The following is a 20,564-nucleotide window of genomic DNA, read 5'->3' as shown; positions in this document are numbered from 1 at the left end:
GTACCTGCCGCCTGCATTTTTTTCGCAGGCGGGCCATGGGTGAGGCCTTCACCCGGCATTCCCTGCGCCCTCTGCATTTTCAAGAGGGACGTGTTCGATGCATCACTCGGGCGAGTCTCGCCGCGAGATCACGTTCTCATGTCTTCAAGTCGATCGCTGTTTGAATCGTAAATCCGCCAAACCCGCCCGCTGTCGTCCCGGACCAGCCGTGACGCGCGCGAGCGCGGCATGGCGCCGATCCGGGATCCATATGCCGCGGCGGACGTGATGGGCAAAATGCCAATGACTAGTCTGCCTCAAACCACTCCCTGGGGGTATGGGTCCCGGCTCAAGGCCGGGACGACAGTGGGGCGTGTTGAGACAGACGCGCGTCATCCCCGCCGACGGGGCGGACGAGCCGCGACGGACACGACCGCTGCGCCGGGGCTCGGCGCGCCCTCTCGACTAGGTCCGGCCCTGCCCGTTCACCTGGCCCTGCTGCTGTTGCTGACGCTCCTGCTCCTTGGCGCGGTGACGGCCATAGAGGCAGCCGGCGGCGGCGCCGAGCACGCCGTGATGGCCGGCATAGTGGCCGGCCACGCCGCCGACGATGGCGCCCTTGATGCACCCCTTGGCCTCGGCGGCCTGCGTCGACAGCAGCGCCAGCGCTGCGACGGAGGCGGCCAGCATGGTCTTCGTGATCGACATCGTCATGATCGAGCTCCGCAAGAATGGTGCGAGGTAACGGCGACGCGGCGGGGCGGTTCCCGCCTCGCAACCGGCATGACGCATTGCGCGAACCTTATCGCGCGCGGTGATGACCCAAGAGCTGAGAAATGAGCTGAGAGATGAGCCGAGAGTGGGCTGAGACATGATCGTGACGCGATCACTCGCCAAGCTTCCGTTCACCGTACCGGCGCATTGAGCCGGCCGACGGTCACACAGGTGGTTGACGGCCGTCCGCCGGCATCTCCAGAACGAGATCGCCGACGCGGACATTCCCGTCAGTGGAGACAGGATGATCGAGCACATCAACAAGCAGCGCGTGCGCAAGCTGCTCGAGGCCCATGCCGCCGGCGATTTCGACAGCGTGCTGGCGCATTGCACCGACGACCTGGAGCACTTCGCCTCGGCGCCGATCGACATCTTCCCCCATCTCGGCGGCCGCCGGGGCAAGGCCGAGGTGCGGCAGATGTGGGAGACGGCGCGCAGCCGCTATGCCGAGGTCCGGCACGAGATCAAGACCATGATCTGCGAAGGCGACCAGGTCGCCGTGGATCTGCGCATCTTCCTGCGCAAGCGCGACAACGACCGCATCGTGCAATACGACCTCGCCGCCTTCTACACCCTGCGCGACGGCCGCATCGCCCGCATCCGCGAGATCATGGACACCTACGACCTGGTGCAGCAGGTGCTGGAATGCGATCTCAGCCGGCTGCTGATCGCGGGCGCCGCCCGGCCCTGAGGCCGGCACGGCCGTGGCGGACCAGGGCCTGGACCAGCCGATCACGCAAACGTCACCACCGGCGGCCTCGTCGCCTTGAACCTGTGGCCCGGGCTCCGCACCCCATGAGCGGTGGTATACGGGGCATCGGTGACATGAGAATAGCATTCCTGGCGATGGCCGGACTGGTGATGGGCGTCGTCGGCGGCGCGACGATCGGAGTAGGGCTTGGACTGGCCTGGATCGAGCTGTTCAACACCAGCGAATTCGAAGGCTATGCGGGCATGCTGGTGTTCTTCACCTTCATGCCGCTCGGCGCCCTGATCGGCGGCCTCGCCGGCGCCACCCTGTTCGGCATGGCCGCCTTCCGCGACCACGAGGTCGCGATCGCGCAGCAGCGCATGCAGCATGAAGGGCGTTAGGGCGCGGCGACCGGCGGTCGCGCGCATTTGTGCAATGCAAAAACAGCCGTTGCGCGCGCAGGTGGTTGATTTATGTGAGGCTCAAGAGAGATAGATTCGGCGCCCCGGCGCGACGTCCGTTGCGACGTCGCCTTGAGGCCGGCGCGCCCCCTTGCAAGCCAGTTCAGGATCCCGAGCCGATGACGGAGCACAGCCTCTGGCGTCTGTCGCGCGCATTGCATGGCGCGATCAACGACCGCCGTTTCGACGATTTCGCCGAGCTTCTCGATGACGACATCGACTGGGCCATCTACGGCCCGATCGACATGTTTCCCTTCCTCGGCGCGCGGCACGGCCGCGCCGCCGTGCTCGACGCCGTCAGGCAGATCGCGGACAATGTGAGCATCCGCCGGCTGGAGCGCGAGACCTTGATGCTGGACGAGACCAGCGCGGCGACCATGGTCCGCTGCGCGATGACGGCGCAGGATTCCGACAAGCCGATCACGGCGCGGCTCGCGCAATTCATGCAATTCCGCGCCGGCAAGCTCGCGCGGCTGCGGATCCTGATCGATACGTTCGATCTGGTCGAGCAGACGCTCGGCCGCCCCATCGACCTGCCGCGCATCGGCAGCTTCGCCTGAGCCCGCCGGCGTGTTGGATTGTGGTCACACTCACCGGCAACCCAACAGATCGTGACTGGCGCAGCCATAATTTTGCGCCAAGATTCCACCATATTCCGGCACACAGGTTCGGGCGGCGGGGGTTGCTCTCATGACATCGTATGGTTGCGCGCTGGCGGTTTTCACGGCCGGCTTCGGCCTTCTTGCGTCCGCCGCGCCGGCCCAGACGCTGATGCAGGCGCCGCAGCCGCTGCAGATCACACCCTGGCAGCAGATCGCGCCGGAGCCGGAGGACGAGGACAAGTCCGAGGACCAGGCAGCGGCCGACCCGATGAAGGACATCGACGTCGAGAAGCTCGACTGGAGCCAGCTCGCGATCGACGACACCACCTTCCTCGACCGTCCCGAAGCCGCCGCCGCGGCGAAGCGCAAGGCCGCCGCAGAGAAGGCCGCCGCGCTCGACTGGTCGAACCAGAACAAGGGCAGCCTCGCCTCGGGCGTGTCGGTCAAGCAGTCGGTGTCGCCGTTCTGGGACGCCCGCGTCGGCGCCGACATGACGGTCGCCCGGCAGCCGACCACGATGTCGGAATTGCTGGCGGAGAAGGCCGAGAACGGCGGCAATGCTCCGGAATCCGGCGGCTCGGCCTGGGCGGCCGTCACCGCGCCGGGGGCCGGCTCGATCTGGGACAAGACCGCCATCGAGGCCCGCGTCGATCCCGGATCCGATCACAGCCGGCTCGGCACCACCATCACCAAGGCGGTGCCGATCGATCACTACAATCTGACCCTGCAGAACGGCTACAACGTCACCCAGCAGGGCATGGTGCCGATTCCCGGCGCGGCGCCGAAGACCAGCCGCAGCTTCGACACCGAGCAGTCCGCCAAGCTCTCGATCGGCGACACCGGCACCAGCGTCACCGCCGGCCAGACCCTGTCGTCGAGCGACGACAAATGGCTGCGCAAGGTCGGCGCGGAGCAGAAGCTGTCGGATGGTCTCAGCATCTCCGGCTCAGTCAGCGAGACCGCGCAGGGCGGCACCAGCAAGAGCATCTCGGCCGGCTTCAAGCGGAGCTGGTGACGTTCACCATTGCGGCAGCCCGCCACGAATGATCGAACGTTCGCCGCAGCTTCGCCGCGGTGCGGCCCAATTTGGCCGCACTGATAGGCTTTGAGAAGTTCGTCGTGCGGGGACACCGCGCTCGCTTGAACGCGAAATGAGGAATTAGCCGATGAATGTCATTCGTCCGGACAAGATCGATGGAACTGAAGCCGAGCTGGATACGGATCTGGCCGCGGTCTCCGAAGTCGAGGCCGGCATTCGTGATTTCGTCCGTAACGATATCGCCTATCTGCGCCGCCCCAATGCGGCCGCCACGGCCGAGGCCTCGATCGATGCCGATGCAGCAGTGAACAGCGTCACCACGCTGATCCAGCGCGTCGCCGGCACCTCGCTGTCGGAGATCGAGAACCTGATCGGAGAGCTCGAGAGCCTGCGCGAACTGCTGCATGCCGAGGGCCAGCGGGTGCAGCGCGAGATCGCGAGCTATGCACAGCTCAGCCAGGCGGCGATGAAGTCGACCCGGGCGATCGCCGAGAACGTCACGCAGTGGAAGCGCGCCGCCGACGGCCTGCGCAGCAGCTGAACATTCTTTCCGGATCTTGAAGAGGGCCGCCGTGCGAGGCATCGCGCGGCGGTTTTCGTCTTTGCAGCGCCGCGTCCTTGAACGCGCTCCGGCCCTCCCGCGACCAACTTCCGCCGCTCTCGTGGCGGGCAGGTTGCGTCAGGGGGATGTCGCTCTCATGGAAACGATCCGGCCGCACAACACCGATCCGATTCCTCTGCGGCCCAAGCCTCAGCGGATCGGGACCATCATGGTCCGTTTCGTCGGTTTGCTGGTGGTGGCGATGGCGATCATGGTGCTCATCTGGAGCCGCTAGATCGCCTCTACGAACAGGACCGCGTGGTCCGTTCTGGTTAACGAGTAGTTAAACCGTCACTCGTTGATCGTCGCTGACGTCTCGAGCGAATACGATCCGTCCGCGTAGCCCTTCACGACCATTCCCGTCGCGAGCATCACCGCGAGCGTCACGCTGGCAAAGATAAAGCCGAGGAGTTTCAGACCACCGCGATCTGCCATACTCATCCCCCACATCCTGATCCCTGATTGGCTGTCTTATAGAGTCGGAGTTCAGAATGCGTTAGCGCGAAGTTCGTTCCGCGCCGACAATCCTACGAAGCGTGACCTTTTCGCCTCAACCGTTGTTCCGTCGAGGGACGAAGGCCGACGCAAGCACAGAGAACACCAGCTCGTCGCGCTGATTGATGCCGGTATTGCGCGCCTGCAGGATGCCCCACTCCGGGCGCGAGGCCGACTCGCGAAGCGAATCAATCTCGCTCGAGAAGCTGATCGTATCTCCTGCAAGCACCGGCTTGTGCCAGCGCAGATCACGGAAGCCGGGAGAAGGACCTCCGAGAGCGATCGGCTCGCCACGCGTGCGCGCGATCTCCAGCAGTCGCTGATTATCCGCGACGATCAGCTTCATGCAGACCGAGCCGATGTGCCATCCCGATGCCGCGAGCCCGCCGAACAGCGACCGGCGGCCCTCTTCCTCGTCGAGATGAAAGCGCTGCGGATCGAATTGAATGGCAAAGCGCTTAATCTCTTCGGCAGTGAACGTGTAGGAGCCGAGCTCGCGGCGCTGGCCGACCTGAAGATCCTCGAAAAAGCGCATCAGCCCACCTGCCCGCGGCTCTCACGGCGCTCGACGATGATGGGAGAAACCATCTCGCAAAGTCTCATGCCAGCCTTGTTGCGCACGCTGCATTTGAAGGTGACGATCCCGGTCGACGGACGGCTCCGCGACACCCGCGCTTCCAGAACCTCCACATCGAGCATCAGCTCATCGTCAGGACGCAGCGGCGACAGCCACCGGACCTCGTTGACGCCCGGTGAGCCGAGCGAAGCGGTGCGGCCGATGAAGCCGTCGAACATCATGCGCATCATCAGCGAGCAGAGGTGCCAGCCCGAGCCGGACAGACCCTTGAGCATCGACTGCGAGGCAGCCAGTTCGTCCAGATGCATCGGCTGCGGATCAAACTCAGACGCGAAGGCGATGATCTCGTCGCGGGTGACGTGTCGCGGGCCGAAGCTGCCGAACGGGCCTTGCGGAAAATCTTCGAAGGTGAGGGTCATGAGGCTGGGAATGGCTGAAAGAAGCCCGATTGTGGCCGCACTTTGCAGCAATCACAACCGGGCCGCTCGCATGGCTGACGCCCGGTCCAGTCGCAAGAGAGTGCCAGAAGGCGCCATATACCGGAACGAATTCGGCTGCCGCCGATGCCGTCTGGCGCGCAATTCGAGCACGACTTAAAGACGGATTTGACGACCGATTCGGACGTGGCCGGGGGATCAGGATGTTGGAATTTCGCGATTTGTTCCAGTGGGACCGCTTCATCACGCCCACCATCATCAAGACGTTCTATTGGCTCGTGATTGCGCTGATCATCCTGTCGGGAATTCGCGGCATTTTCACGGGCCTCTCCGAAATGGCGATCAGCCCGTTCGGCGGTTTCCTGATGCTGTTGTCGTCGCTCGCCGGCATCATCGTCGGCATGGTGTTCTCGCGCATCATCGCCGAGTTCGTGCTGATCGTCTTCCGCATCAACGAGCATCTCGGCGCGATCCGCGAGCAGGGGCGGATGTAGCCGCCCCGCACGGCCTTAGTTGTTGAAGCGGAAGTGCATGACGTCGCCGTCGGCGACGACATACTCCTTACCTTCGAGGCGCAGCTTGCCACCCTCGCGGGCGCCCGCCTCGCCGCCGAGCGCGACATAGTCGGCATAGGCGATGGTTTCGGCGCGGATGAAGCCCTTCTCGAAATCGGTGTGAATGACGCCGGCCGCCGCCGGCGCCTTGGTGCCGCGGTGGATGGTCCAGGCGCGCGCTTCCTTCGGACCGACCGTAAAGTAGGTGATCAGGTCGAGCAGCTGATAGCCGGCGCGGATGAGCCGATCGAGACCTGCCTCTTCGAGCCCGAGCGTCTCCAGGAAATCCACTCGCTCCTCGCGCGACAGCGTCGCAATCTCGGACTCGATCTTGGCCGAGATCACGACGGCGACCGCGCCCTCCTCCTTGGCGCGCGCAAACACCGCCTTTGAGAAGCTGTTGCCGTCCTTGGCCGAGCCTTCCTCGACATTGCAGACGTAGAGCACGGGCTTGGAGGTGAGCAGTCCGAGCATGCCGAAGGCGCGCTCCTCCTCCGGCTTGCGCTCCAGCAGCCGCGCGGGCTTGCCGTCGCGCAGCAGCACCAGAGCACGGGTGACCAGCTCGTACTGCTCCTTGGCATCCTTGTCGCCGCCCTTGGCCTTCTTGGCGAGGTTGTCGACCCGCTTCTCGAGGCTGTCGAGATCGGACAACATCAGCTCCGTCTCGATGGTCTCGATGTCGGCGAGCGGGGCAATCTTGCCCTCGACATGGGTGATGTCGGAATCCTCGAAGCAGCGCACCACATGCGCGATCGCGTCGACCTCACGGATGTTGGCGAGAAACTGGTTGCCGAGGCCTTCACCCTTGGAGGCGCCGCGCACCAGTCCGGCGATGTCGACGAAGGTCAGCCGCGTCGGAATGATCTGGCCCGACTTGGCGATCGCCGCGAGCTTTTCCAGCCGCGGATCGGGAACGGCGACCTCGCCGACATTCGGCTCGATGGTGCAGAACGGATAGTTCGCGGCCTGCGCCGCTGCCGTCTCCGTCAGCGCGTTGAACAGCGTCGACTTGCCGACGTTGGGCAAGCCGACGATCCCGCATTTGAATCCCATGATCCGTCTCGCATCCTCTTGAGGCGAGGGCCCGGGGCGCCTTACGCGGCGCCGGCATCGCCCTTGTCCAGAAAACCTTTGGCCTGCAGCGCCAGATGCACCTTGTTGGCGAAGGTGGAGTCGCGCCGGCCCGTCAACAAACCCGCATTGTCGGCCACCGCCTCGCACAGCGCCTCGACCCAGGGCATGTCGGACTTGGCGAAGTCCGACAGCACATGGCCGTGCACCAATTCCTTGACGCCGGGATGACCGATGCCGAGCCGGACGCGGCGATAGTCGTTGCCGAGATGCGCCGAGATCGAGCGCAGCCCGTTATGGCCGGCAATGCCGCCGCCGACCTTCACGCGCAGCTTGCCCGGCGACAATTCCAGCTCATCCTGAAACACCGTGACGTCGCCGACGCCGAGCTTGAAGAAGCTGGCCGCTTCCTGCACGGCGCGGCCGGATTCGTTCATATAGGTCGTGGGCTTGAGCAGGATGACGCGCTCGGAGTCGAGCGTGCCTTCCGAGGTCTCGCCCTGAAACCTGCGTCGCCACGGCGAAAAGCGGTGACGCCGCGCGATCTCGTCAACGGCCATGAAGCCGATATTGTGCCGGTTGCGCGCATATTTCGCGCCGGGATTGCCGAGGCCGACAAACAGCAGCATGACGCGGCATCCGCCCCCGCCGTCGCTTCGAGAAGCACGGGACCCGCCCGTGCTTCCCATAAGCGGAACGGCTTACTTCTTCTTGTCGCCGCCAGCCGGCGCCTTGGCAGCGGCCGCGGGAGCCTTCGCAGCGGCAGCCGGAGCAGCAGCAGCGGGCGCCGCTGCGGCGCCAGCAGCCGCCTTCTGCTCCTCGCCATAGCCCGACGGCGGCACGATGGTGACGAGCGTCGCGTCGTCGCGCGACAGCGTCTTCACACCGGTCGGCAGCTTGACATCGGAGATGTGCAGCGAGTGGTTGATCTCGAGCGCGCTGACGTCGGCCTCGATGTACTGCGGGATGTTCTCCGCGAGGCACTCGAGCTCGAGCGTGTGGGTCACGATGTTGACCGTGCCGCCGCGCTTGACGCCCGGCGCGCCTTCCGAGCCCACCACATGCAGCGGCACGCTGACGCGAATGGTCGCGCCCTGGCCGAGCCGCATGAAGTCGACGTGGATCGGGAAGTCCTTGACCGGATCGAGGTGGAAGTCGCGCGGGATCACCCGGTGCTTCTTGCCGTCGAGGGTGACGTCGAAGATCGTGGTCAGAAACCGGCCTGCGAGGATGCGCTGGCGCAGCTCGCGGTCTTCCACCGAGATCGGCAGCGGGGGCTGGTTGTCTCCATAAATCACTCCGGGCACTCTCCCGGCGCGACGCTCTGCCCGTGCGGCCCCCTTGCCGACTGACGGACGGGCGGTCGCCTTCAGTTCTCTGACGGTCGCCATCGTGTTAAGTCCTTGTTTTAAAAAGTTAAAGGCCGCAATGCGGCCCGTTGCTGGACGTCCTTCGGCAAGCCTCCAGGGGTGCGGGGGCCGCGGACGTGGCGGCGTTCTAGCGGCAAACCCGGGAAATGACAAGGAAATGAAGGGGCCGCCTGCCCCTCCCGTCCCAGGGCGACCCGGCCGCGGCGTCAGCCATCCGCGCTGCCGGCGCCCGGCGGCGTGCCGGCCGCACCACCCAGCTTGGCTTCCAGCGCCGCGATCCGCGTCTTCAGCGCCTCGTTCTCCTCGCGGGCGAGCCGGGCCATGTCCTTGACCGCCTCGAACTCCTCGCGCTTCACGATGTCCAGGTCGTTCAGGATCTTTTCCGCCTGGTTGCGGATGACGGAATCGACCTCCCGCTTCATGCCCTGGGCGGCACCTGCGGCATCGTTCATCAGGCGGCCGAGTTCGTCGAAAAACCGGTTGTTGGTCTGGGTCATGTGAGAAACTCCGCGTCCTGCGACGAGCAAGATAATGGAAGACAGAATGGCGATCCCTGTCGCCGCCCGCAAGATGGGCCGTCTTGTCATGCCTTGGTTTCCTTGTCATCGTACTTGTTGCGCCGGCCCGCGGCGCTGGTATGAGCAGCCCTGAGATCACATCGCGCCGCGCCCGTTCATGTGGCGAGGCTCGTTCGAAGCCCGCATCGCCCGGGGGCTTCCGGAAGCGGGACGCCGTGTCCACGAAAGCCAGTGAATGACGCCTCTCCTCATCGATTTCCCCATGTTCGATCCGGTTGCGATCGCGATCGGCCCGTTCGCGATCCGCTGGTACGCGCTGGCCTATATCTGCGGCATCGTGATCGGCTGGCTCTACGCTCGCTCGCTGCTCAAGAAGGAGCCACTGTGGGGCGGCCCGGCGCCGGTGTCGCTGGTCCAGCTCGACGACTTCATCCTGTGGGTCACGATCGGCATCATCCTCGGCGGCCGCACCGGCTACGTGCTGTTCTACAACCTGCCGTTCTTCATCGATCATCCGATCGAGATCTTCGAGCTGTGGAACGGCGGCATGTCGTTCCATGGCGGCTTCATGGGCTGCGTGCTCGCCGTGATCTGGTTCGCCCGCCGCAACGGCCTGCCGATCCTCTCGCTCGGCGACGTCACCACCGCGGTCGCGCCCATCGGCCTGCTGCTCGGCCGCATCGCCAATTTCATCAATGGTGAGCTGTGGGGCCGTGCCGCCGATGCAAGCGTGCCCTGGGCGATGATCTTCCCGCGCGATCCGACCCATCTCCCGCGCCATCCGAGCCAGCTCTACGAGGCCGGCCTCGAAGGCATCGTGCTGTTCATCGTGCTGGCGATCATGATCCGGTTCGGCGCGCTGAAACGGCCCGGCCTGATCCTCGGCAGCTTCATCACCCTCTATGGCGTGGCGCGCATCACCAGCGAGTTGTTCCGCGAGCCCGACAAGCAATTGGGCTTTCTCTGGGGTGGCCTGACCATGGGCATGGTGCTGTCGGTGCCGATGCTGATCATCGGCGCCATCCTGGTGGCGCGGGCGCTGCGCAAGCACGGGACACATCAAGCCACTCCCCCGCTGCAGGCCAATCCGTGATCGAAACCTCTCCGCTCCACACCGAGATCAAGCGGCTGATCAAGGCGTCCGGCCCGATGCCGGTCTGGCGCTACATGGAGCTGTGCCTGATGCATCCGGAGCACGGCTACTACATCTCGCGCGATCCGCTCGGACGCGAGGGCGACTTCACCACCGCCCCCGAAGTGAGCCAGATGTTCGGCGAGTTGCTCGGGCTGTGGGCGGCCTCGATCTGGAAGGCGACGGGATCGCCGCAGCAATTCCGGCTGATCGAGCTGGGACCCGGCCGCGGCACCATGATGTCGGATGCGCTGCGGGCGCTGCGCGTGCTGCCGCCGCTGTACCAGACGATCTCGGTCCACCTGGTCGAGGTCAATCCTGTCCTGCGCGAAAAGCAGAAGGCGACGCTGACCGGCCTGCGCAACGTCAACTGGCACGAGAGCTTCGACGAGGTGCCGGAGGGCCCCAGCGTCATCTTCGCCAACGAGTATTTCGACGTGCTGCCGATCCACCAGATGATCAGGCGCGAGACCGGCTGGCACGAGCGCGTCGTCGAGCTCGACGAGGAGGAGAACTTCGTCTACGGCGCGGCCGCCGATCCGACACCCGGCTTCGAGCTGCTGCTGCCGCCGCTGGTGCGCGCCGCGCCGGCCGGCGCGATCTTCGAATGGCGGCCGAACATGGAGATGATGGCCATCGCCAGGCGCATCCGCGACCAGCGCGGCGCCGCCGTCATCATCGATTACGGCCATGTGCGCAGCGACGTCGGCGACACCTTCCAGGCCATCGCCCGTCATAGCTTCGCTGATCCCCTCAAGACACCGGGGCTTGCCGACATCACCGCCCATGTCGATTTCGACGCGCTGGCGCGGGCCGCGGAAGCCGTCGGCGCGCGCGTTCACGGCCCGGTCACGCAGGGCGAGTTCCTGCAGCGGCTCGGCATCGAAACCCGCGCGCTGACCCTGATGCAGAAGGCGTCGCCGGAAGTCTCGCAGGACATCGCGAGCGGGCTGAAGCGCCTGACCGGCGGCGGCCGCGGCGGCATGGGGTCGCTGTTCAAGGTGCTCGGCATCTCCGATCCGGCCATTCCGGTGCTGGCGGGCATCAGCGACGAACGCACCAACGAGAACACGGGAGGCGCATGATGCTGGTATCATCGAATGTGATGTCCGCGATCCCTGGCCTGCGCCACGCCTTCTTCACCCGCGAGGGCGGCGTCTCCGACGGCATCTATGCCGGCCTCAATGGCGGGCTCGGATCGAATGACGTGCCGGAGAACGTCCGGGAAAACCGCCGCCGCATGGCCGCCCATCTCGGCGTCGCGCCCGACCAGTTCCTCAGCCTGCACCAGATCCATTCGCCCGACGTCGTGGTCGCGACCGGGCCCTGGGACAGCCCGGTCAGGCCGAAGGCCGACGCGCTGGTGACCGCAACGCCGAATCTCGCGATCGGCGTCACCACGGCCGATTGCGGGCCGATCCTGTTCGCCGACCCCGAGAGGCGCGTCATCGGCGCCGCCCATGCCGGCTGGAAAGGCGCGCTCACCGGCGTGCTCGAAGCCACGCTGCAGGCGATGGAGGAGCTTGGCGCCGAGCGCGGGCAGGTCGTCGCCGCCGTCGGCCCCCTGATCCGCCAGCCGAGCTATGAAGTCGGCGCCGAGTTCGTCACGCGCTTCCTCGACGACGACGCCGAGCACGCGCGCTTCTTCCTGCCCTCGACGCGCGACGGCCACGCAATGTTCGACCTCGCCGGCTTCATCCGGATGCGGCTGGAAAACGCCGGCGTGCTGCTGATCGACGACCTCGGCCTCGACACCTATGCCGATGAGCGCTTCTTCAGTTACCGCCGCTCTGTGCATCGCAGGGAGCCGGACTATGGCCGGCACGTCCATGCCATCATGCTCGAAGGCTGAAGCGGGGCGCCATTGTGGCCGCATGTGGATTGCTTAACCCTTTCTGTACAACTGAGTGCACTCTGTCCTAATCTGTGGCAGCCGCGACCTAGACGTTAATCGATTTTAACGATATCGCTCCCGACGATGAGGGGAGCGCCGACACCACTTCGACGGATCAGCCGCGCTGCGCAGCACGCCTGCGTTGCCGTTTTGCTGATGACGTCCGCTGCAACGCTCGGCGGCTGCGCGACCAGCAGCGGTGGTGCGTCCAACGCCTATGCGATGGCGCCTGCATCGGATAGCGCCACGATCGCCTTCGAGCAGATCGACGGCCCGCCGCCGCAGATCTTCGACCGCATGGTCAGCGTGCTCGACAGCGAGTCCAAGCTGCGCAGCCTCGCCATCGTGTCGCGCGAGGCTCCGGCGGCCTATCGTGTCCGCACCTATCTCTCCGCCCAGGTCGTCAGCGGCAAGAGCGTGATCGCCTGGGTGTTCGACGTCTATGATCGCAATCAGCAGCGCGCGCTGCGGCTGTCGGGCGAAGAGCCGGTCGGACGCGGCGGCCGCGATCCGTGGAACAATGTCGACGACATGGTGCTTCGGAAAATCGCGCAGGCGGGCTTCAGCGGACTTTCGAACATGCTGAACGGCACCGCGCCCGCCGACGGCGCGCCACCGGCGGCACCGGCCACCCGCGGCCCCGCGGTCGCCGTGGCCGAGCCCGCGTCGCCGGCGTCCGGCGGCACCAGCGTCGCGGCCCTCGGCTACACCGACCATTAGGCAAAGAGGCGCATTTTGCGCCGTTTTTGGCCGGGAAAAACACCCGCGGCGGGTTGCCATGCGCGCGGTGTCCTTGATATCACCTCGCCCGTGCAAAACTGCCGGTTCCATGGATAGCCCGATATGCTGAACAAGGTCTCCAGCGAGACGCGAGGAGAATTCACGATGTCGGCCAAGAACGGCTCCATCAAACTCGTCGCCGGCAACTCCAATCCGGCTCTCGCCGCCGGCATCGCCGCTGAACTCGGGCTGCCGCTGACGAAAGCGGTGGTCCGGCGCTTCGCCGACATGGAGATCTTCGTCGAGATCCAGGAGAACGTCCGCGGCTCCGACGTCTTCATCATTCAATCGACGTCCTATCCGGCGAACGACCTGCTGATGGAGCTCCTGATCATCACCGATGCGCTGCGCCGCGCCTCCGCGCGCCGCATCACCGCCGTGGTGCCCTATTTCGGCTATGCGCGGCAGGATCGCAAATCGAACTCGCGCACGCCGATCTCGGCCAAGCTCGTCGCGAACCTGATCACCCATGCGGGCGTCGACCGCGTCATGACGCTGGATCTGCACGCCGGCCAGATCCAGGGCTTCTTCGACATCCCGACCGATAACCTTTTTGCCTCGCCGCTGATGGTGCGCGACATCAAGGATCGCTTCGATCTCTCCAACCTCATGGTCGTCTCGCCGGACGTCGGCGGCGTGGCGCGCGCCCGAGGCCTGGCCAAGCGCATCAACACGCCGCTCGCCATCGTCGACAAGCGCCGCGAGCGTCCCGGCGAGTCCGAGGTCATGAACGTGATCGGCGACGTCTCCGGCCACACCTGCATCCTGATCGACGACATCGTCGATTCCGGCGGCACCCTGGTGAACGCGGCGGATGCGCTGCTCAAATACGGCGCCAAGGACGTCTACGCCTACATCACGCATGGCGTGCTCTCCGGCGGTGCCGCGTCCCGCATCACCTCGTCGCGGCTGAAGGAGCTCGTCATCACCGACTCCATCATGCCGACCGAAGCGGTCCGCAACGCCCCCAACATCCGCACGCTGGCGATCGCCCCGCTGATCGCCGAGGCGATCGGGCGGACGGCGGCGGAAGAATCGGTGTCGAGCCTGTTCGACTGACCTCGGTTGTCTGCGAACGTCGCCTCATCCTTCTCGCGCTAGAACTCGATTTGGCCCACCCTCCCCTGGAGGGGGAGGGTCGATCGCACGCGAAGCGGGCGAGCGGGGTGGGGTGATCTCTCCGCAGGCTCTGGTGCAAGTGGAGAGATCACCCCACCTCGCCTCACGTCTCGCTTCGCTCGTCGTGAGGCGACCCTCCCCCTCCAGGGGAGGGTGGGCAGCTTGCCCCATACGCCGTCATTGCGAGAAGCGCAGCGACGAAGCAATCCAGGGTGCCTCAACGGAGAGATCCTGGATTGCTTCCGCCTACGCTCTCCGAGTTCCGGCGGACAAGTCGCTGCGCTCGCAACGACGCCCGCGGTGTCTTTCATGGCAACATTGTCTGCCGACATCTGGCGATGCAGCTCCGCGATCTCGCGACGCATTTTGCGTCCGAGCTTTGCTCATCGTGCCGCCCTCACGAGATGAAGGGCGCAGGGAAGGCCGGGCGCTGGCCGCGCCCGTGGCCCGCCTGCTGAAAAAAATGCAGGCGGCAGGTACCACAGGTCTGGCCGAACACACCCGGCCCTCCCTGCGCGACGGTTTTGACGGCTGCTTCGCGTTCTCCCCGGTGCGCCGGCTTGTTGGCCACCGTGCGCGCAACGCGCTTGCGCGCGTTACGCGGGACACCAGCTTCGGGGTGCCAGGACCGCGCGACTTGACCGTGCGGGCCGCATCGTTCGTCGACGCGAACTGAATCACGCTGCGACCCGACCCGCCCATCGCATTCCGCTGCCGACGTCCATGACGACCGCGATACGTCCCCTCCGACGCAACGGAACGAGCGGGACCATAATGCTGATTTTACGAAATCGTCAAGCGATTTATTTTTATCCGAAGGGGTGGACAGGATTTGCAGCAATGAGGTGATTTGGTCGACGGGCAGAAGATTGCCCCTTTAGCGCGGATACATACGGCGGATTACGGCTGCGCCTAATCCGCCCTACGGGTCGAGCGTAGGGCGGATTAGCGAAGCGTAATCCGCCACCACACAGCACGGGATTTCGAGACAAACTTGACTCCGTCAACGCTCTCCGAACGTTCCGCTGACCTCGACATCACCCGCCCAGTCCGCAGGAAACATTCCTGCGCGCACATCGCTATGAAACGAAGAATGCGGCCAGTCCACGACGCGGCTGACGAAGCTATGCTTCACCGGATTGATGTAACAATACTCCACGTGACGGGCATAATCTTCTTCGTCGCGGATAAGATGCTCCCAGAATCGGCGCTGCCAGATGCCGCGCTCCTGCCGCACCACACGAGTGGGGCTGAGATTTTCTGTCCTTGGAAGCGCCCGCGCGAAGCGGTTCTTGATCAGCCGCCAGCGCATCGAGAAGTCGGCGTCATCGGGCGGCAAGGTCCAGACGGCATGAAGATGATCGGGCATCACCACGAAGGCATCGATCTCGAAAGGAAAACGCCGCTTCGTGGCGGCGACCGCGGAGCGCAGGACGTCGATGTGATCGATCAGCAAGCTCTGACGCCGATCGAGCAGATTCAGCGTGAAAAACCAACAACCGCCTGGAACGAATGCGCGTCGATAGTTGGGCATGGATCGAGCTTCGAGTCGAAACCAACGTAAGCCTACTCGCAGCGGATGCATGAATTCAAGATTTGCGGCGGATTACGGCTTCGCCTAATCCGCCCTACGCTCGAACCTGTAGGGCGGATTAGCGAAGCGTAATCCGCCGATCAGCCCCGTGCCTTGCACAGGCCGTCCTGTTCGGCCAACATCCCCTGGAGATGCGAGGAAACAAGAACCCCAGCCCCGAGCCCCGCCCTCATGTTCAGCGCCATCGAACGCCCCGCGGGCCCGCCGCCCAGCGCCGCCCGGATCGCCGACGACTTCGGTCCGCTCTACGCCTCGCATGGCTTCATCGGCTGGCTGTTCGCGATCACCGGACCGGTCGCCATCATCCTGTCGGTCGGCGCCAATGGCGGGCTGTCGCAGGCGGAGATCGCGTCGTGGATCTTCGGCGTGTTCTTCATCAACGGCCTGATCACGCTTGCGCTGTCGTGGCGCTATCGCGAGCCACTGGTGCTGTTCTGGACCATTCCGGGCACCGTCCTGGTCGGCCAGTCGCTGACGCATCTCAGCTTCCCGCAGGTGGTCGGCGCGTTCTACGGTACGGCGCTGTTGATGCTGGTGCTCGGGCTCACCGGCTGGGTCAAGCGCGCGATGCAGCTGGTGCCGATGCCGATCGTGATGGGCATGGTCGCCGGCGTATTCCTGCGCTTCGGCCTCGATCTCGTCCGCGCCGTGTTCGCCGACTTTGCCATCGCCGGGCCGATGGTCGTGCTCTGGCTGCTGCTGACCGCACTCCCTGCGCTGGGCCGGCGCTGCCCGCCAATCATCGGCGCGCTCGTCATCGGCACGCTCGCGGCTCTCCTGTTCGGCAAGTATGATCAGAATGCGTCGCTGCAGATCGCGCTGATCCATCCGGTGATCCCGACGCCATCCTGGTCGCTCGCGGCTATGATCGAGCTGATCGTGCCGCTCGCGGTCACCGTGCTCGTGGTGCAGAACGGCCAGGGCTTTGCGGTGCTGACCGCCGCCGGTCACAAGCCGCCGGTCAATCTCGTCACCGTGGCCTGCGGCATCGGCTCGGCGCTATCAGCTGTCGTCGGCGGCGTCTCGACCTGCCTGACCGGACCGACAAACGCGATCGTCGTCTCCGGCGGCGAGCGCAAGCGCCACTATACCGCGGCGATGGTGGTGGGCGTGCTTGCGCTCGGCTTCGGCCTGCTGGCGCCGACCTTCACCACGCTGCTGCTGATCGCGCCGAAATCATTGATCACCGCGCTGGCGGGCCTCGCCATGCTGCGCGTGCTGCAAACGGCGTTCGTGACCGCGTTCAAGACGCGGTTCTCGTTGGGCGCACTGATCGCCTTTCTCGTCACGGTGGCCGACGTGCCGCTGCTCAATATCGGCGCCGCGTTCTGGGGACTCGTCGCCGGCTTCGCGCTGTCGTGGCTGCTGGAGCGCGCGGATTTCGCGGCCGAGGCCGATACGTGAGCTGCTTGCCGCATCGCACCACGCTGCGTCATCGCATCCCCAGCCGAACCGGCAACGCGCTGTTGCAGCGCCGCCAGATCACGCTACACTTCCAGATCAAAGAAGAATGATCCTGGGGAGGATACGAATGACCGCGATCACGCGCCGCAACATGCTTGCAGGCACGGCAGCAGCAGGCGCGCTGGCGCTCACCGGCCAGCCTGCCTGGTCCGAGCCGCAGTGGAAGAAATATGCCGGCACCAAGCTCGAGGTGATCCTGGCCAAGGGCCCGCGCGGCGACAATCTGCAGAAGAACATCAAGGAATTCACTGCGCTGACCGGCATCGAGGTGGAATCCGAGCAGATCCCGGAGCAGCAGCAGCGGCAGAAGGTCGTGATCGAGCTGTCGTCGGGCAAGCCGAGCTTCGACGTCGTCCATCTCAGCTATCACGTGCAGAAGCGGCAGTTCGAGAAGGCCGGCTGGCTCGCCGACATCACCGACTTCATGAAGGATCCTAACCTCACCGCGCCGGACCTCGTGCAGAGCGATTTCTCCGCCGCTGGCCTCAGTTACGCCAGCAACGACAAGGGCCGGATGTTCTCGCTGCCATGGTCGGTCGACTACTTCATCCTCTACTACAACAAGGAGCTGTTCGCGAAGAAGGGCGTCGAAGTGCCGAAGACGCTCGACGAGATGGTCACGGCGGCGCAGAAGCTGACCGATGCCAAGGACGGCACGTTCGGATTCGTCGGACGCGGCCTGCGCAACGCCAACATGACCCTGTGGACGAACTTCTTCCTCAACTATGGCGGCGAGTTCCTGGACGCCAAGGGCAACATCCTGACCGACGGCCCCGAGGCAATCGAGGCCACCAAGCTGTATCAGAAGCTGCTGACCACCTGCGCGCCTCCGGGCGTGGCCGGCTTCAACTGGATGGAGTCGATGGCCTCGTTCACGCAAGGCCGCTCGGCGATGTGGATCGACGGCGTCGGCTGGGCCCCGCCGCTGGAGGATCCCAATGCCTCGCGCGTGGTCGGCAAGGTCGGCTACACCGTGGTGCCCGCCGGACCGAAGGGGCAGTACTCGGCGACCTATGGCGACGGCATCGGCATTGCGGCCGCGAGCAAGAACAAGGAAGCCGCTTGGCTGCTGTGCCAGTGGCTGGTGTCGAAGCCGCAAGGCGCCCGCCTGGTGCAGGCCGGCGGCGGCGTGCCGTTCCGCAACTCGGTGCTCAACGACCCCGGGGTCCAGGGCGGCGTGAAGATGCCCAAGGAGTGGCTGCAGTCGGCGATCGACTCCGGCAAGATCTCCAAGCTCGGCCTGCCCGTGATCATCCCGGTCGCCGAATTCCGCGATCTCGTCGGTGCGGCGCTGACCGCGACGCTGTCGGGCGCCGATCCCGCCACCGAGCTGAAGAAGGCGCACGAACAGTTCCGCCCCATCCTGGAGCGCAGCGAGAAAGCGTGAGCACGATCGTCGAACAGGCCGGCGCGGCAGCGGAGGCGGCTGCGCCGGAACGTGCGCTGCGGCCGCCGTCGTACTGGCCGTTCGTCATCCCGGCGCTGGTCACCGTGCTGGCGGTGATCATCTTCCCCTGGCTGTTCACGATCTGGATGAGCTTCCAGGAGTGGAAGGTCGGTTCGCCAACGACATTCGTCGGGCTGTCGAACTATCTCAGGCTGCCGGCCGATCCCCGCTTCGTCGAGTCGGTCGGGCACACGCTGTCCTATACGGCTCTATCGGTGCTGCTGCCGCTGGTGCTCGGCACCTTCGCGGCGGTGATCTTCCATGCCCGCTTCCCCGGCCGGGGACTGCTGCGGGCGCTGTTCATCATGCCGATGATGGCGACGCCGGTGGCGATCGCCCTGGTGTGGACGATGATGTTCCATCCGCAGCTCGGCATCCTCAACTACCTGCTGTCGCTGGTCGGCCTGCCGCCGCAGCTCTGGGTATTCCATCCGGGTACGGTGATCCCCTCGCTGGTGCTGGTCGAGACCTGGCAGTGGACGCCGCTGGTGATGCTGATCGTGCTCGGCGGCATCGCCTCGCTGCCGACGGAGCCGTACGAGAGCGCACAGATCGACGGCGCCAGCACCTGGCAGATGTTCCGCTACATCACCCTGCCCTTGATCATGCCGTTCCTGTTCATCGCCGCGATGATCCGCGCCATCGACGCGATCAAGAGCTTCGACATCATCTTCGCGATCACCCAAGGCGGGCCCGGCTCGGCGTCGGAGACCATCAACCTCTATCTCTACAGCGTCGCCTTCGTCTATTACGACCTCGGCTATGCGTCGGCGATCGCGGTGGTGTTCTTCGCGCTGATCATCGCGCTGACTGCGCTCTTGCTGGTGCTGCGCCGCCGCGCGCAGTGGAATGCGCTGGGGAGCGACACATGAGCGCGCAGACCATCCTCGGCCGGCTCGGGCTCGCGCTCGGCGTCTTCCTCATCGTCTCGCCGGCGATCCTGTTCTTCCTCTGGATGATCTCGCTGTCGGTGAAGTACGAGGTCGACAACGCCGCGTATCCGCCGGTGTTCTGGCCGGAGCATTTCGCCTGGAAGAACTATGCCGACGTGCTGTCGTCCAACCGCTTCTTCACCTACTTCAAGAACAGCCTGGTGGTGACCGGCGGCGCGACGGCGCTCGCGATGCTGGTCGGCGTGCCCGCCGGCTACGGCATCGCCCGCATGGCCGCGCACAAGTCCGCGATCGTGATCCTGATCGCGCGCATCACGCCGGGCCTGTCCTATCTGATCCCGCTGTTCCTCTTGTTCCAGTGGCTCGGCCTGCTCGGCACGCTATGGCCGCAGATCATCATCCATCTCGTCGTCACCGTGCCGATCGTGATCTGGATCATGATCGGCTATTTCGAGACCACGCCGATCGAGCTCGAAGAAGCCGCGCGTATCGATGGCGCGACACGCTGGCAGGTTTTCCGTCACGTGGCATTGCCGGTGGCGAAGCCCGGCCTCGCCGTCGCCTTCATCCTCGCGGTGATCTTCTCCTGGAATAATTTCGTGTTCGGCATCGTGCTGGCCGGACGCGAGACCCGCACCTTGCCGGTCGCGGTCTACAACATGATCTCGTTCGATCAGCTCTCTTGGGGGCCGCTCGCGGCGGCCGCGCTGATCGTGACCCTGCCGGTGCTGCTGCTGACCGTGTTCGCGCAGCGGCAGATCGTGGCCGGCCTGACGGCGGGTGCGGTCAAGGGGGGCTGACGGATATAATGGATACCAAAGAGAACCTGCGCCGGAATGCCAAGCTTGCCTTGGTCAGGCCATAGTCTGCCACTTGGTTACCTGCGTGGAACCGGGATTCGCCCCGCCCCTGAGGCGCGGCGATGGCCGCGTTGATGGCTTCATCTCGTCTCTGCGCCGGCTTCGTTCCAGCCGAATACCACTGCGCCGCACGATCGACCGGCTCCGGATTTGCGCTCCGTCCGGTCCGTCTTGCAACCTGTCACTGGCTGAACGCCCGACCGACGAAAGCT

Annotated in this window: 26 protein-coding genes; 17 read left to right on the top strand and 9 right to left on the bottom strand. The window is 65.3% G+C overall.

The features are described 5' to 3' along the window. Positions 1-444 precede the first annotated feature (444 nt). Entirely contained in the window at positions 445-669 is a 225-nt protein-coding gene (locus ACQR0W_RS32055) for a hypothetical protein (protein ID WP_315735660.1), read from the bottom strand. A gap of 328 nt (positions 670-997) precedes the next feature. Here ACQR0W_RS32055 and ACQR0W_RS32050 point away from each other — a divergent pair, with 328 nt between their 5' ends. The 6 genes from ACQR0W_RS32050 to ACQR0W_RS32025 all read left to right on the top strand — a co-directional run bounded on the left by ACQR0W_RS32050 (position 998) and on the right by ACQR0W_RS32025 (position 4,382). Beyond that, positions 998-1,444, top strand: a complete 447-nt coding sequence (locus ACQR0W_RS32050; protein ID WP_316169334.1) for a nuclear transport factor 2 family protein — start codon at positions 998-1,000, stop codon at positions 1,442-1,444. Positions 1,445-1,578: 134 nt separating this feature from the next. Next, positions 1,579-1,845: a hypothetical protein gene (locus ACQR0W_RS32045; protein ID WP_315714089.1), complete on the top strand. Its 267-nt coding sequence runs from the start codon at positions 1,579-1,581 to the stop codon at positions 1,843-1,845. Between the two features lie 179 nt (positions 1,846-2,024). Next, complete coding sequence (locus ACQR0W_RS32040; RefSeq protein ID WP_315714088.1) at positions 2,025-2,465, top strand: nuclear transport factor 2 family protein; 441 nt, start codon at positions 2,025-2,027, stop codon at positions 2,463-2,465. 130 nt (positions 2,466-2,595) lie between these two features. Then, positions 2,596-3,522 carry a hypothetical protein gene (locus ACQR0W_RS32035; protein ID WP_315752727.1) on the top strand — a complete coding sequence of 309 codons (927 nt, stop codon included), beginning with the start codon at positions 2,596-2,598 and terminating at the stop codon, positions 3,520-3,522. Between the two features lie 151 nt (positions 3,523-3,673). Beyond that, a complete protein-coding gene (locus tag ACQR0W_RS32030; RefSeq protein WP_315714086.1) occupies positions 3,674-4,087 on the top strand; it encodes a hypothetical protein in 414 nt (137 codons plus the stop codon). Between the two features lie 157 nt (positions 4,088-4,244). Then, a complete protein-coding gene (locus tag ACQR0W_RS32025) occupies positions 4,245-4,382 on the top strand; it encodes a hypothetical protein (RefSeq protein WP_315752726.1) in 138 nt (45 codons plus the stop codon). A 56-nt stretch (positions 4,383-4,438) separates the two neighbouring features. On the opposite strand, the gene ACQR0W_RS32020 is transcribed toward ACQR0W_RS32025, so the two are convergent. From ACQR0W_RS32020 to ACQR0W_RS32010, 3 genes are all read right to left on the bottom strand, one after another. Further along, positions 4,439-4,588: a hypothetical protein gene (locus tag ACQR0W_RS32020; protein ID WP_315714401.1), complete on the bottom strand. Its 150-nt coding sequence runs from the start codon at positions 4,586-4,588 to the stop codon at positions 4,439-4,441. A gap of 109 nt (positions 4,589-4,697) precedes the next feature. Continuing rightward, positions 4,698-5,177: a MaoC family dehydratase gene (locus ACQR0W_RS32015; protein ID WP_315826178.1), complete on the bottom strand. Its 480-nt coding sequence runs from the start codon at positions 5,175-5,177 to the stop codon at positions 4,698-4,700. Then, positions 5,177-5,638 (bottom strand): MaoC family dehydratase, encoded by a 462-nt coding sequence (locus ACQR0W_RS32010; protein WP_315714379.1) that lies wholly within the window; start codon positions 5,636-5,638, stop codon positions 5,177-5,179. The genes ACQR0W_RS32015 and ACQR0W_RS32010 overlap by 1 nt, the downstream gene beginning before the upstream one ends. 221 nt (positions 5,639-5,859) lie before the next feature. Here ACQR0W_RS32010 and ACQR0W_RS32005 point away from each other — a divergent pair, with 221 nt between their 5' ends. Then, positions 5,860-6,150: a DUF4282 domain-containing protein gene (locus tag ACQR0W_RS32005; protein WP_315714083.1), complete on the top strand. Its 291-nt coding sequence runs from the start codon at positions 5,860-5,862 to the stop codon at positions 6,148-6,150. A gap of 15 nt (positions 6,151-6,165) precedes the next feature. On the opposite strand, the gene ychF is transcribed toward ACQR0W_RS32005, so the two are convergent. From ychF to ACQR0W_RS31985, 4 genes are all read right to left on the bottom strand, one after another. Beyond that, complete coding sequence (ychF, locus tag ACQR0W_RS32000; protein ID WP_316169335.1) at positions 6,166-7,263, bottom strand: redox-regulated ATPase YchF; 1,098 nt, start codon at positions 7,261-7,263, stop codon at positions 6,166-6,168. Between the two features lie 41 nt (positions 7,264-7,304). Then, positions 7,305-7,910 (bottom strand): aminoacyl-tRNA hydrolase, encoded by a 606-nt coding sequence (gene pth / locus ACQR0W_RS31995; protein WP_316169336.1) that lies wholly within the window; start codon positions 7,908-7,910, stop codon positions 7,305-7,307. 72 nt (positions 7,911-7,982) lie between these two features. Next, positions 7,983-8,672: a 50S ribosomal protein L25/general stress protein Ctc gene (locus ACQR0W_RS31990; protein ID WP_315714080.1), complete on the bottom strand. Its 690-nt coding sequence runs from the start codon at positions 8,670-8,672 to the stop codon at positions 7,983-7,985. A 185-nt stretch (positions 8,673-8,857) separates the two neighbouring features. Next, positions 8,858-9,148, bottom strand: a complete 291-nt coding sequence (locus tag ACQR0W_RS31985) for an accessory factor UbiK family protein (protein WP_316169337.1) — start codon at positions 9,146-9,148, stop codon at positions 8,858-8,860. Positions 9,149-9,404: 256 nt separating this feature from the next. Between ACQR0W_RS31985 and lgt the strand changes: the two genes are divergently transcribed. The 6 genes from lgt (at position 9,405) to ACQR0W_RS31955 (ending at position 14,770) form a co-directional block, all read left to right on the top strand. Then, positions 9,405-10,262: a prolipoprotein diacylglyceryl transferase gene (gene lgt, locus ACQR0W_RS31980; protein WP_316234940.1), complete on the top strand. Its 858-nt coding sequence runs from the start codon at positions 9,405-9,407 to the stop codon at positions 10,260-10,262. Next, positions 10,259-11,386, top strand: coding sequence for a class I SAM-dependent methyltransferase (locus tag ACQR0W_RS31975; protein ID WP_316169339.1), 1,128 nt, complete (start codon positions 10,259-10,261; stop codon positions 11,384-11,386). The genes lgt and ACQR0W_RS31975 overlap by 4 nt, the downstream gene beginning before the upstream one ends. 20 nt (positions 11,387-11,406) lie before the next feature. Then, on the top strand, positions 11,407-12,153 hold the full coding sequence (gene pgeF / locus ACQR0W_RS31970; protein ID WP_409977924.1) for a peptidoglycan editing factor PgeF: 747 nt from the start codon (positions 11,407-11,409) through the stop codon (positions 12,151-12,153). Positions 12,154-12,351: 198 nt separating this feature from the next. Next, positions 12,352-12,915, top strand: coding sequence for a hypothetical protein (locus ACQR0W_RS31965; RefSeq protein ID WP_315826177.1), 564 nt, complete (start codon positions 12,352-12,354; stop codon positions 12,913-12,915). Positions 12,916-13,080: 165 nt separating this feature from the next. Continuing rightward, a complete protein-coding gene (locus ACQR0W_RS31960; RefSeq protein ID WP_315714378.1) occupies positions 13,081-14,034 on the top strand; it encodes a ribose-phosphate pyrophosphokinase in 954 nt (317 codons plus the stop codon). Between the two features lie 502 nt (positions 14,035-14,536). After that, positions 14,537-14,770, top strand: coding sequence for a hypothetical protein (locus ACQR0W_RS31955; protein ID WP_315714074.1), 234 nt, complete (start codon positions 14,537-14,539; stop codon positions 14,768-14,770). Positions 14,771-15,097: 327 nt separating this feature from the next. On the opposite strand, the gene ACQR0W_RS31950 is transcribed toward ACQR0W_RS31955, so the two are convergent. Further along, complete coding sequence (locus ACQR0W_RS31950) at positions 15,098-15,628, bottom strand: REP-associated tyrosine transposase (RefSeq protein ID WP_316169341.1); 531 nt, start codon at positions 15,626-15,628, stop codon at positions 15,098-15,100. A gap of 231 nt (positions 15,629-15,859) precedes the next feature. On the opposite strand from ACQR0W_RS31950, the gene ACQR0W_RS31945 reads away from it, so the two are divergent. From ACQR0W_RS31945 to ACQR0W_RS31930, 4 genes are all read left to right on the top strand, one after another. After that, positions 15,860-17,092: a benzoate/H(+) symporter BenE family transporter gene (locus ACQR0W_RS31945; protein WP_316169342.1), complete on the top strand. Its 1,233-nt coding sequence runs from the start codon at positions 15,860-15,862 to the stop codon at positions 17,090-17,092. Positions 17,093-17,219: 127 nt separating this feature from the next. Then, positions 17,220-18,539: an ABC transporter substrate-binding protein gene (locus tag ACQR0W_RS31940; protein ID WP_316234941.1), complete on the top strand. Its 1,320-nt coding sequence runs from the start codon at positions 17,220-17,222 to the stop codon at positions 18,537-18,539. Continuing rightward, positions 18,536-19,471, top strand: a complete 936-nt coding sequence (locus tag ACQR0W_RS31935) for a carbohydrate ABC transporter permease (RefSeq protein ID WP_315714070.1) — start codon at positions 18,536-18,538, stop codon at positions 19,469-19,471. The genes ACQR0W_RS31940 and ACQR0W_RS31935 overlap by 4 nt, the downstream gene beginning before the upstream one ends. After that, on the top strand, positions 19,468-20,292 hold the full coding sequence (locus tag ACQR0W_RS31930) for a carbohydrate ABC transporter permease (RefSeq protein ID WP_315714069.1): 825 nt from the start codon (positions 19,468-19,470) through the stop codon (positions 20,290-20,292). The genes ACQR0W_RS31935 and ACQR0W_RS31930 overlap by 4 nt, the downstream gene beginning before the upstream one ends. Positions 20,293-20,564: the final 272 nt, after the last annotated feature.

The organism is Bradyrhizobium sp. HKCCYLRH1034, assembly GCF_051168375.1.
In the GTDB taxonomy this organism is placed as follows: domain Bacteria; phylum Pseudomonadota; class Alphaproteobacteria; order Rhizobiales; family Xanthobacteraceae; genus Bradyrhizobium.
The sequence above is the reverse complement of the archived record's forward strand: the minus strand, read 5'-3'. Positions and strand labels throughout refer to the sequence as shown.

Coding starts and splice junctions, on each gene's coding strand:
- ACQR0W_RS31960 (WP_315714378.1), top strand. CDS start 13,081: ATGTCGGCCAAGAACGGCTCCATCAAACTCGTCGCCGGCAACTCCAAT.
- ACQR0W_RS31950 (WP_316169341.1), bottom strand. CDS start 15,628: ATGCCCAACTATCGACGCGCATTCGTTCCAGGCGGTTGTTGGTTTTTC.
- ACQR0W_RS32005 (WP_315714083.1), top strand. CDS start 5,860: ATGTTGGAATTTCGCGATTTGTTCCAGTGGGACCGCTTCATCACGCCC.
- ychF (WP_316169335.1), bottom strand. CDS start 7,263: ATGGGATTCAAATGCGGGATCGTCGGCTTGCCCAACGTCGGCAAGTCG.
- ACQR0W_RS32055 (WP_315735660.1), bottom strand. CDS start 669: ATGCTGGCCGCCTCCGTCGCAGCGCTGGCGCTGCTGTCGACGCAGGCC.
- ACQR0W_RS31930 (WP_315714069.1), top strand. CDS start 19,468: ATGAGCGCGCAGACCATCCTCGGCCGGCTCGGGCTCGCGCTCGGCGTC.
- ACQR0W_RS31985 (WP_316169337.1), bottom strand. CDS start 9,148: ATGACCCAGACCAACAACCGGTTTTTCGACGAACTCGGCCGCCTGATG.
- ACQR0W_RS32010 (WP_315714379.1), bottom strand. CDS start 5,638: ATGACCCTCACCTTCGAAGATTTTCCGCAAGGCCCGTTCGGCAGCTTC.
- ACQR0W_RS31940 (WP_316234941.1), top strand. CDS start 17,220: ATGACCGCGATCACGCGCCGCAACATGCTTGCAGGCACGGCAGCAGCA.
- ACQR0W_RS32015 (WP_315826178.1), bottom strand. CDS start 5,177: ATGCGCTTTTTCGAGGATCTTCAGGTCGGCCAGCGCCGCGAGCTCGGC.
- ACQR0W_RS31945 (WP_316169342.1), top strand. CDS start 15,860: ATGTTCAGCGCCATCGAACGCCCCGCGGGCCCGCCGCCCAGCGCCGCC.
- ACQR0W_RS31990 (WP_315714080.1), bottom strand. CDS start 8,672: ATGGCGACCGTCAGAGAACTGAAGGCGACCGCCCGTCCGTCAGTCGGC.
- pgeF (WP_409977924.1), top strand. CDS start 11,407: ATGTCCGCGATCCCTGGCCTGCGCCACGCCTTCTTCACCCGCGAGGGC.
- ACQR0W_RS32045 (WP_315714089.1), top strand. CDS start 1,579: ATGAGAATAGCATTCCTGGCGATGGCCGGACTGGTGATGGGCGTCGTC.
- ACQR0W_RS32040 (WP_315714088.1), top strand. CDS start 2,025: ATGACGGAGCACAGCCTCTGGCGTCTGTCGCGCGCATTGCATGGCGCG.
- ACQR0W_RS32025 (WP_315752726.1), top strand. CDS start 4,245: ATGGAAACGATCCGGCCGCACAACACCGATCCGATTCCTCTGCGGCCC.
- ACQR0W_RS31965 (WP_315826177.1), top strand. CDS start 12,352: ATGACGTCCGCTGCAACGCTCGGCGGCTGCGCGACCAGCAGCGGTGGT.
- ACQR0W_RS32050 (WP_316169334.1), top strand. CDS start 998: ATGATCGAGCACATCAACAAGCAGCGCGTGCGCAAGCTGCTCGAGGCC.
- ACQR0W_RS32035 (WP_315752727.1), top strand. CDS start 2,596: ATGACATCGTATGGTTGCGCGCTGGCGGTTTTCACGGCCGGCTTCGGC.
- ACQR0W_RS32030 (WP_315714086.1), top strand. CDS start 3,674: ATGAATGTCATTCGTCCGGACAAGATCGATGGAACTGAAGCCGAGCTG.
- ACQR0W_RS32020 (WP_315714401.1), bottom strand. CDS start 4,588: ATGAGTATGGCAGATCGCGGTGGTCTGAAACTCCTCGGCTTTATCTTT.
- pth (WP_316169336.1), bottom strand. CDS start 7,910: ATGCTGCTGTTTGTCGGCCTCGGCAATCCCGGCGCGAAATATGCGCGC.
- lgt (WP_316234940.1), top strand. CDS start 9,405: ATGACGCCTCTCCTCATCGATTTCCCCATGTTCGATCCGGTTGCGATC.